The 10,231-nt window shown below is 35.2% G+C and carries 11 protein-coding genes; 6 read left to right on the top strand and 5 right to left on the bottom strand.

Features of this window, described 5'->3' with window-relative positions:
• On the top strand, positions 1 to 1,281 hold a 1,281-nt coding region (locus ACILQF_RS06395), incomplete at its 5' end, for an AAA family ATPase (RefSeq protein ID WP_395626584.1).
• A gap of 76 nt (positions 1,282 to 1,357) precedes the next feature.
• Here the strand turns inward: ACILQF_RS06395 and ACILQF_RS06390 are convergent.
• The 3 genes from ACILQF_RS06390 to ACILQF_RS06380 all read right to left on the bottom strand — a co-directional run bounded on the left by ACILQF_RS06390 (position 1,358) and on the right by ACILQF_RS06380 (position 4,090).
• Positions 1,358 to 1,546, bottom strand: a complete 189-nt coding sequence (locus tag ACILQF_RS06390; RefSeq protein WP_395626583.1) for a cold-shock protein — start codon at positions 1,544 to 1,546, stop codon at positions 1,358 to 1,360.
• Positions 1,547 to 1,690: 144 nt separating this feature from the next.
• Positions 1,691 to 2,779 carry a phosphotransferase enzyme family protein gene (locus ACILQF_RS06385; protein WP_395626582.1) on the bottom strand — a complete coding sequence of 363 codons (1,089 nt, stop codon included), beginning with the start codon at positions 2,777 to 2,779 and terminating at the stop codon, positions 1,691 to 1,693.
• 24 nt (positions 2,780 to 2,803) lie between these two features.
• Positions 2,804 to 4,090: a DUF5690 family protein gene (locus tag ACILQF_RS06380; RefSeq protein WP_395626581.1), complete on the bottom strand. Its 1,287-nt coding sequence runs from the start codon at positions 4,088 to 4,090 to the stop codon at positions 2,804 to 2,806.
• 470 nt (positions 4,091 to 4,560) lie between these two features.
• On the opposite strand from ACILQF_RS06380, the gene ACILQF_RS06375 reads away from it, so the two are divergent.
• The 4 genes from ACILQF_RS06375 to ACILQF_RS06360 are packed head-to-tail and all read left to right on the top strand — an operon-like array spanning position 4,561 to position 7,641.
• Entirely contained in the window at positions 4,561 to 5,952 is a 1,392-nt protein-coding gene (locus ACILQF_RS06375; protein ID WP_395626580.1) for a hypothetical protein, read from the top strand.
• Positions 5,953 to 5,965: 13 nt separating this feature from the next.
• The gene (locus ACILQF_RS06370) at positions 5,966 to 6,562 is read left to right on the top strand and encodes a hypothetical protein (RefSeq protein ID WP_395626579.1); all 597 of its coding nucleotides are present in this window, start codon (positions 5,966 to 5,968) and stop codon (positions 6,560 to 6,562) included.
• A complete protein-coding gene (locus ACILQF_RS06365; protein WP_395626578.1) occupies positions 6,559 to 7,017 on the top strand; it encodes a hypothetical protein in 459 nt (152 codons plus the stop codon). Before ACILQF_RS06370 ends, ACILQF_RS06365 begins: the two co-directional genes overlap by 4 nt.
• A gap of 9 nt (positions 7,018 to 7,026) precedes the next feature.
• Positions 7,027 to 7,641, top strand: coding sequence for a hypothetical protein (locus ACILQF_RS06360; RefSeq protein WP_395626577.1), 615 nt, complete (start codon positions 7,027 to 7,029; stop codon positions 7,639 to 7,641).
• Between the two features lie 299 nt (positions 7,642 to 7,940).
• Here the strand turns inward: ACILQF_RS06360 and ACILQF_RS06355 are convergent, their stop codons facing one another.
• Both ACILQF_RS06355 and ACILQF_RS06350 read right to left on the bottom strand, forming a co-directional pair.
• Positions 7,941 to 8,192, bottom strand: a complete 252-nt coding sequence (locus ACILQF_RS06355) for a DUF1456 family protein (protein ID WP_395626576.1) — start codon at positions 8,190 to 8,192, stop codon at positions 7,941 to 7,943.
• Positions 8,193 to 8,197: 5 nt separating this feature from the next.
• Positions 8,198 to 9,499: a DEAD/DEAH box helicase gene (locus ACILQF_RS06350; RefSeq protein ID WP_395626575.1), complete on the bottom strand. Its 1,302-nt coding sequence runs from the start codon at positions 9,497 to 9,499 to the stop codon at positions 8,198 to 8,200.
• A 148-nt stretch (positions 9,500 to 9,647) separates the two neighbouring features.
• Between ACILQF_RS06350 and ACILQF_RS06345 the strand changes: the two genes are divergently transcribed.
• On the top strand, positions 9,648 to 10,231 hold a 584-nt coding region (locus ACILQF_RS06345), incomplete at its 3' end, for a polysaccharide deacetylase family protein (protein WP_395626574.1).

The following is a 10,231-nucleotide window of genomic DNA, read 5'->3' as shown; positions in this document are numbered from 1 at the left end:
TCCGAAGAAATCGCCAACCTATCAACCGAACGTGATTCGCTAAGAGCGCGTTGGAAAGCAGAAAAAGACCTTGTGGACGCTATTAACAACGAAGGCGAGCAAATTGAAAGCTTCAAGTTGGAAGCCGATCAGGCAGAACGTGCTGGAGATTACGGCAAGGTTGCCGAATTGAGGTATGGCAAAATAAAGCAAGCTCAAGATCAAGTGGAGCTTCTCAAAAAACAATTGGCCGAGACACAACTTGATAACCGAATGCTAAAAGAAGAGGTCACGGCAGAAGATATTGCAGGTATTGTTTCACGCTGGACTGGCGTACCGGTTACTAAAATGATTCAAAGTGAACGCGAAAAGCTTTTACACATGGAGGCAGAGCTACATAAACGTGTTGCGGGACAAGACGAAGCCATTGAAGCTATTTCTGATGCCATTAGACGCTCTCGAGCGGGCTTGCAGGACAAACGTAAACCCATTGGCTCTTTTATCTTTCTAGGCACTACTGGCGTAGGTAAGACTGAGCTCGCAAAAGCTTTAGCCGAATATCTGTTTAATGATGAACATGCCATGATTCGAATTGATATGAGTGAATATCAAGAGCGCCACGCTGTTTCTAGGCTCATTGGAGCGCCTCCAGGCTATGTTGGCTATGATGAAGGCGGACAATTGACAGAGGCCGTGCGTAGAAAGCCTTATTCAGTAATTTTACTTGATGAGATAGAAAAAGCACATCCAGATGTATTCAATATTTTACTGCAGGTTCTAGATGATGGTCGATTAACCGATAATAAAGGTCGATTAGTAGATTTCAAAAACACAATCATCATCATGACCTCTAATATTGGATCACATCTAATCCAAGATAATTTCAAAGATCTTACAGAATTAAATAGAGATCATTTGATTGCCAAAACTAAGGGTGAATTATTTGAACTTCTTAAACAAACTATTCGTCCCGAATTTTTAAATCGAATTGACGAGCTGATTATGTTTACACCTTTAAATCGTGAAGAGCTTAGAGATATTGTTACCCTTCAGTTTAAAGGAGTACAGGATACTCTTTCTGAAATGGGGATTGAGATTGAGGCAAGCGAAGAGGCCCTAGATTGGTTATCACAGCTAGGTTATGATCCACAATTTGGAGCCCGTCCATTAAAGAGAGTAATTCAAAAACGTATTCTAAATGAATTGTCGAAAGAAATACTTGCAGGAAAAATTGATAAAGACAGTAAAATAAAACTGGATGTATTTGACAATCAATTTGTTTTTCTAAACAGGGGGGAATAAATCAGCGTATCACATTTTGAAATAAAGAAGCCGTATTGATTATTTCAATACGGCTTCTTTGATGGATATAAATAAGTTAAGCAAGTCTTACATTCACCGCACTTAGGCCTTTTTTACCTTCTTCAACCTCAAATTCAACTTTATCATTTTGTCTTATATCCTGCTTTAATCCACTTACGTGAACAAAAACCTCTTTTCCATCCTCTTGGGTAATGAATCCAAACCCTTTGGATTCATTAAAAAATTTTACTGTACCGGTTTCCATAAATTGATTTTTAGTTTTTCTAATTTTTATGCTAAAGCAATATAGTGAAGTAAATTGACTATATCAATATAAAAAAATAATTGAGAGTCAAAAAATGAATAAGTTGGATAAAGTTAATTAGCACATAATCAAATAATTAGTCCCCTATACCCTAGAATCATGCTCATTCAAACATTTATTTACAAGACCAACCAGTGTTTTTTCATTATCGAATAATTCAGCTAATAACTTAAATTGATTTTTAGTCCGATGAAGGTTTTGCTCCGGATAAGAAATAGGATAATATACATTTCCATTAAGGTAATCACTTAAAAACCTAATGGCTTGCATATAGATCAAATATTTTCCAGAGAAGAGAATAAGTTCTTTTTCTAGGGGACTTAATATTGAGCCCATTTCATGCAAATAACCCTTAACAATAGCTTCAAAATATTCAATACGGATAGTTATTTTACTGATATCCGCTTCATTTTCAGAGAAAGCGCAAAGGTAAGTCCGCATCATATCTCCTAAATCAGAAATAAATTTACCGGCCATCAACGTATCTAAATCAATCACGCAGATACCTTTTACACTATCCCTATCAAAAAGCATATTGCTAATTTTTGTATCGTGGTGCATTGCTCGGTCCGGTAATTCGGGCGAATTTTTAATCGAGTTAAAATAATCGAGTATAAAACGATAATGTAGGGCGGTATTTATTTCCTTTTCAGCATGTTTTTTTACCTCGTCGGAGGCAGAATCGAGCGCATCACTAAATTGATTATAGCGAAGTTCCAAATCATGAAATCCCGGAATAGTCTCTTTTAGCTTCGATGCATCAAAATCAGATAGAAGTTTATTGAGGCGACCAAATTGCAAAGCGGCTTCATAAGCCTGATTGGGTTCAGTTAAAGTATCAAATGAAACTGAGTTCCTAACAAATTGGGTTAGTCGCCAGTAAACTCCATCAAGCACTGCCATTTCCTCTCCAGAAACAGTCTTGATTGCCTTTATAAATAAATAATCAGGATACTTTTCTGCTAAAAAATCTGCTACATGCTTAACATTTTGAGCAATAATTTCAGGCTTCTTAAAAACATTAATGTTGATACTCTGTAAAATAAACTGTTCACCAGTAGTTTTGATTGTCACCAAAAAAGTTGAATTGATATGCCCGGTACCGAAGGGTTTCAACATAGCCTCATTGGAATTCAATCCATATTCACTTAAAATCGCTTCCTTATTATTCATTTTCATTAAACACAAATCACCAAATCAAGATTCATTATTTTTTACTAAAACTAGGTATTTACTATAAAAATATAGTGCAGAAAAAACCGTCAATGCAAGTCCGACTAGCGACAGCCAAATTACGCTATTTGAGAAAAAAGTAACCCAATTTAATTCAACTTTAAATATTTCTTTACTCAGCATCACCCCTACGCTTCCTACGTATCCGAATGAGTCGGCAAGGTAAATTAAGAAGCCCACATTACCTGTATGCTTAAAAGCTGCAATTAAACGCTCAAAAAACACGGAATTAAAAGGAATATAAACCATGTATAATCCTAAACCAACTAAAGTCATCCACCAAATGGGTGTTAAACTTTCATTAATGTAAAAGTAAGATGAAAGTCCCGCAAGCAAAAAACCTAATCCGATAAAAACATGCGACAGCATTAAAGCTTTAAAACTATCCTTAATTAGTACCATGCTGCCTACTAAAACAAGAATAATGATGGTGATAGGAGTTTCAGTCTTAGCAAATAGTTCCGGTTTATTGAAAAAGCCCATTTCCTTCCACATTTCGGCACTAAAATTATCTCGCATATCCCTAAAAATAGTTGCGAAGGTATAGATTAAGATGCACGCCACTAAGCCGGGCAGGAAAAGCTTGGTAAACTTTTTACGGTCTGCGGCAAGCATTGGAACTCTGTCCATCCGATATTTAATATCTTCCTCATCTGGAGGTGGAATTTTTTCAATTAAAAACACAAAAAGTAAAAGTGGAATCACAAATACAAGTCCGGTATAAAATGGAACCCAAAACTCTGTAATGCCGAAATTTAACATAAGCCAAGCTCCCACTGTTTTAACAAAACCGGAGGCAAAAATGAAACTTACTGCGAGTGTGGCGCCAATAAAATCGGTACTACGCCTTCCCTCAACATAAGAAAATACCACGCCCCAAAGCATGCCTAGAGGGAAGCCATTGATAAAAAGAAATGCGATATTAAAGGGAGCAGGAACAAGCGCAAAAAACAACCAACTAAGCCATGAAATTAAGGTAAGCAGCATAATTATCTTGCCACGACCATGTCGTTTTAGCTCGGAAATAAACTTGATACCATAGAATTTAGCAAGCATATAGCCTAACATCTGACTAATAACTAGGATTGTTTTATAGCTGTAACCGGCAATAGTTATTCCATCAAAAGTTGCTACTGTGAATGATTTTCGAAATCCAAAAACCATGGTATAGGTCAGAAAAACGGTAATCGCTGCATATAAACCTACCTGAAGTGAGGTTTCTCCATTTGATTTTGCTTTGAAAAAATCCATAAAAACCCTCGTTTTAGTGCTAATTTACTTGGAAGGTAATAAAAGGTTTGTCAATGTGAAAATAATTATTAGTTGAATAGTTGGTTAGTTGGTTAGGCTGGCGACATCAGGGAGGATGAATATTCTTATATTCAAATCTTTTGTCTATGTTGTTTGCTCCACCCCAGTTATCAGACTAGCCTCATTTGCATTATTGAATTTTATGGCAACTCATTTTTTGTCCTTATTCCTTGTTCTAGAATAGTTTTAAGCAAAAAGTATTTATAATTAATTTAAAATAAAAATAATTTCAATTTATGATATTTATTTCTAAATTAGAAAATAAATAAAATCACAGTCATGAGATACCCCCCCCTATCAAAAAGGTTAACCTAGGATTAATCTTTACTGGAATCTTTTCTATTTTTCTCTTACTCTACAGTTGTCGGAAAGATAAACCAGAAAACAGCGTTCAAAGCCAATCTTCATTTATGCAAGAAGCACGCAGTTTTTTTGAAGATGAGATATTGAGTACAATGCCCAGTCAGCCTGGGCCAGAGGGTAATAAAACACCGATTTGGGAACAAGCTAAGATGGTTAAAATAAACCTTGGCGATGCCGTAGTTGTACCCATTGACTATGAAAGGCCACAAGGTATAAAAGCTGAAGGCGAGAAAAATTTTCGTGATCTCCAAAAATCGAGCTACCTACTTATTTACAAGGACAAGAGTCAAAATATGCAGGCAGAATGGGTCAGCTTGGCTCCAATGGGTGAAAAAAAGAACGATAAATTTGTTGGTATCATTTCTGTGCATGAATGGAATGGCAAACCAAAACATGCCTTTGCTTTTAACCAAAATGGAGATATAGCACTCATGCAGGAAACGAATGTCTTTTTTCGCAAAGCGAGTATGAGAAATTCAGTCCTATGTTATAATGTTCATTATACTTATGTTGATATTACAAGTGGTTATGCTGTAGTTATAGGCTATTCAAGAACCAATTGTATTTTAATAAACGATTTTGATTTTAATACTAGATCTCATGACACTGAAGATATTGGCGGTGGAAGTGGTGGTGGCCCTGCCGGTAGTGGTTATAGCGGCGTAGATCCTTACCAATATTCTGATAAAATTGACTGTGCAGGAGTAGCGGGCGGAACAGCTATATTTAGCAACGAATGCCAAACATGTATTGGAGGTGCTACAGGAATTTATAAATGCCCTACGGATAGTCTAAAAAAAATAATGAAAACCAAGAATGACTGCTTGACAGAACCCCAAAATACTATGTTAAGCAATACCTTTAATCAATATCTTTACGAAGGGAATAATGAATACTGGAAATGTCTACGAAATTTCATATACCAAAAGATTGAATCATCAGGCATAAAAATAGGAGTTTGCTTAGACCCAACAGTAACGGATAATGGTGCATATAGACCTAGCGAAAAGAACATATTATTGCCAAATGAATTTACTTTAAGTAGCTCCACTTTATTTGGACATGAATTTTTCCACGTTTATCAAGATGCGCATTACCCAGGTGGTACCAGTCAATACACTTACACCGGCAACCCAAATTTAGAGTTTGAGCAGGCTCTGTTTAAGGATATTATAAATGGAGACTTTCCTTCATCAGCAATGGGATCTAGTGGTTCTGAAGAATTAAAAAGAGAGTATGAAACTTGGATTCTAAGTATTACAAATAACTTCACTATTAAACCTCTACAATTTTCGGATCTTAAGGGTAAGTATAACTATTTCTTAGAACAATTTCATCAAAATGGACCTTATAATCGTAGAGGAGCAATCAACTATAACCTTAGACCAAACGCACTTTTTTCAATATTCAATAATTCAAACTGTAATTTCGAACATTAAAATAATAATTCGTATGAAAAAGATTAATTCAAACACCAAGTGTTTACTAATGACCGCTACTTTAGTTTTAATGCAGCTTTTAAGCTTTGCGCAAATTAAATTAATAGATCTAAAAGATGGTTCGATAAATAAAGCCCTTACTCTTAACTATCAAATTAAAAAAACTACCAAATACATTGATATTGAAAACATCAATAATAGGTTTACCAATATAAAGCAGAACTCTCCTAGACTACACGGCCAAATATTGACCAAACCAGACATTGTTATTGATATGGTCAAACTTAGCAGGATATGTGCCAATCACATAAGCAAACAACAAATTGAAACCCTTGCAGCAGGTATAAAATACGCAGGTTTGATGATAGATATTAAAACCGATATCAACGGAAATACATTAGAGGTAAGCTTTTTTACAGAACAAAATTCCATATTGACGCTAAATCAATTAGAAAAAATTGAAAAAGAGCTCATGACAATTAAATTGGTAATCATGAAGCCAGAAATATTGCCCTTATTAGAAGGAAGTAATTTTTGGCGAATAACTCCAACAATTATTTATGAGGATTTATTAAAGATTAAAGAAGAAATGGAATCTTCAAAACAATGAAAAAATCCAAAACGCCCCTTATTGGGGCGTTTTGGATTAATCAATTATCAACTGGTTATAGTTTAAGCGCTATCAGTATATTTAGACATGAGTTTTTTCATGTTTTTCAAGACGTACACTACCCTGGAGGTATTGAACAATATCACGAAAATGGTTTTCCTAATATAGAGTTTGAACAAGCATTGTTTAAGGATATTACCAGCGGAGAGGGAAACGAAATTGCAATGGGGCCGAGTGCTTCAATTGATTTACAAAAAGAATATAGTAAATGGCTTGCAAGTATAACCAACAACTTTAACACCAGTCCGAAACAATTTTCAGATTTCCAAAATAAGTATTACTATTTTTTGGATAAATTTTACCAGGAATCATCTTATGCGGGCAGAGGAAAAATTAATTACAACCTTTTACCAAATGCACTTTTAAACATATTTTCAATATCTAACTGTAAATAGCCTAAAATTATGAAAACAATAAATTCAATTCTCAGAGTCATATTTACTATTACGTTGTGTAGTACCATTAGTACATCTTGTTTAGCGCAAAGCTTATTGTCAAACTTAAATGATGGTGAAACTGCAAAGGCAATAAATCAAAAGTATAAAGTAAAAAAAACAGAAAAATACATTACAATTGAAAACATCAATAACAAGTTTACCAATGTGAAGCAAAACTCTCCAAAGCTATTTGGCCAACTTCTTAGCTACCCTGAAATTGTTACAAACAAAGCCCAACTGAACATAATATGCGCCAAGTATATGAGCAGACAACAGATAGAAACACTTGCATCAGGTGATAAAGGTGCTGGCCTTATGATAATAATCAGAACCGATATTTATGGAAAGACAATGGAAGTTGGCTTTTTTACGGAGCAGAATTCTATATTAACGCTCCAGCAACTAGAACAGATGGAAAATGAAATAATAAAGGCGAAACTTGTTACCATTAATCCTAAAGTATTACCCTTCTTAGAGGGGAGCAATTTTTGGCAAATAAGGCCAACAATATTTTATTTTTATAATGAATTACTAAAGGTAAAATTAGAATTGGAGAACTCCAAGCAAGAAGAAAATAATTAAGTATAAAACGCCCCTAATTGGGGCGTTTTGGTTTAATCAATTATCGTCTGATTAGTGGTTAGGCTAGTGACACCAGCTACCCGGTGGCTGAGGTTCTCGAAGTCATTTCTTGATTTAGTAAAGAGTTGTATTTATACCCTGTCAGGCTAACGACATCTGTAATCATCAAAATCATACCAATCAAAAAAATCACAGTTCAGGCAGTTTCAGTTGGTTTTATCAGTTTTAAGTTGAAAGTCGAGCGATATCTGAGGGGATGAATTTTTTCATACTCTACTCAAATCTTTTGTCTTTGCTCCTTAATCCTTGCTCCTTAATCCTTGTTCCAAGTCAGGTTTGGGTCCCCGTTTATAAATTATCAGGCCATTTAAAAAATTCCTCAAAATCTGATCACCACAAGGCTTAAAATTTTCATGCTCCTTGTTCCTAAAAATAGCACCTAATTCTGCCTTAGTAATCGAAAAATCAACTAAATTAAGGATTTCAACAATTTCCTGATCGTTTAGCTTAAGTGCTACACGAAGCTTTTTCATAATGTCGTTATTGCTCATTTTTATTATCTGGAGACTTCAATTTTTATTTTTTTATTCTTTATTTTTTCGTTTTTCAAGAGCCTTACCACATTGTCGATTTTCTTGCGATTAACGCCGGCATAAGAAGAAAAATCTTGTACTTCAATTAAGCCCAATTCATTTTTTTCGAGCTTACCTTTTTTCATTAGGAGTCCAACGATATCAATTTTATTGATTTTATCTTTCCTGCCGGCCCCTAAATAAAGTGTTGCCCAAGCTGTATTTTCGGGCACAATATCCTTCTCAGGCAAGATTTCGAGATCAATATTATCTTTCAAAAAGGATGGTTTTTCATCTTCAGTTAAAATTACATAAGCCGTACCACTTGCATTCATTCTTGCTGTACGCCCATTTCTATGCAAAAATGCCTCTTCATTATGCGGTAATTGATAATGTATCACATTTTCAATTTCAGGAATATCCAATCCACGGGAAGCCAAATCTGTTGTAATTAAAAAGCTATAACTTCCATTTCTGAATTTCAACAAAGCTTTTTCACGATCTTCTTGTTCCATCCCACCATGAAAAACCCCATGATCAAGTCCCATATCCCATAATAATCCGCTAATTCTATCCACAGCTTCACGATGGTTACAAAAAACAAGTGTGGAGCGATTTCCAATTTTACAGATTAATGAAAATAGCGTCTCAAGCTTATCAGCAGCTTCAGAGATTAAGGATTTAATGCTCAAATCGGGTAAACTATTTGAATCACTAAGAAAATTCACTTCAACAGACTTCCTTAATCCGGTAAATTCAGGGATCTCAGGCATTTTGGTTGCAGAAGTTAAAATTCTGCGTCCTATATTTTTTAAACGACTTATTATGAAAGCCATATCATCCTCAAAGCCAAACTCAAGAGCCTTATCAAACTCATCTAATACAATAGTATGAATGGTATCCGGATTAAAATTATCATGACGAATGTGAAATGCGATCCTCCCAGGAGTACCAATCACGACAGATGGAGCCTGTACCAAATTGTTTTTTTCGGTTCTAACCGGGTGACCACCATAAAAGCAATTCACCTTAAAACCTGTCCCCATAGCTTTAAAAACCTGCTCAATTTGCAGGGCTAATTCTCTTGAGGGAACTAAAATTAATGCTTGTATACCTGACTTTGATAAATCTAATCGACTTAATACAGGTATTAAAAACGCGATTGTTTTTCCAGATCCTGTTGGGGATAAAATTATCGTATCCTTAGCAATGGCCGAATCAATCGCAACACGCTGCATATCATTGAGGGATGCGATCTTCAAATTCTTTAATACCTTATCTATCATTTTGCCATTTAAATTGCAAAGGTAATGCAATTATTATCAAACGATTTATTCCTTGCATATCAATACTATTTTTATTGCAAGCAACGTTCAAAATATGTCAATTTTCGCTATTTTCGTGAACAAACTAAAGCCAATATTTTAATAATCAATGAAGACTAAAACAATCTTAGCAAATTTAATAATTTTGATGCTTGCCCTAAATTCATGCCAGCAAAATTCAGCACCCAAAGCATCCGAAAACAAGGAAGAAATAGGGTTAAATCAGGGTGAAAGCGAAAACCAGGAGGATTCTGGATCTAAAAAAGCAGCCAGTGCAGCCGAAATCCTAGCCCGACCTCAAGTGCCCATATTATGCTATCATCAAATCAGAAACTGGACTGCCACGGATGGTAAAATGGGCAAGGATTATATCGTACCCATTGCTGAATTTAAGTCGCAGATGAAAATGTTAGCCGACAGCGGATATCATACTATTTTACCTGATCAACTTTACGACTATCTGGTTTATGGTAAAAAATTACCGAAGAAACCAATCATGCTCACTTTTGACGATACCAAACTTGATCAATACACCGCTGCAATACCTGAAATGAATAAATATGGTTTTAAGGGCGTATTCTTTATCATGACAGTCTCCATTGGCAAAGCAAATTACATGAGCAAAGCACAAATTAAAGAACTGTCTGATGCCGGACATGTGATTGGATCACATACCTACGATCATCAGAATGT

This window comes from Daejeonella sp. (assembly GCF_044232565.1).
Taxonomy (GTDB): Bacteria; Bacteroidota; Bacteroidia; order Sphingobacteriales; family Sphingobacteriaceae; genus Daejeonella.
The sequence above is the reverse complement of the archived record's forward strand: the minus strand, read 5'-3'. Positions and strand labels throughout refer to the sequence as shown.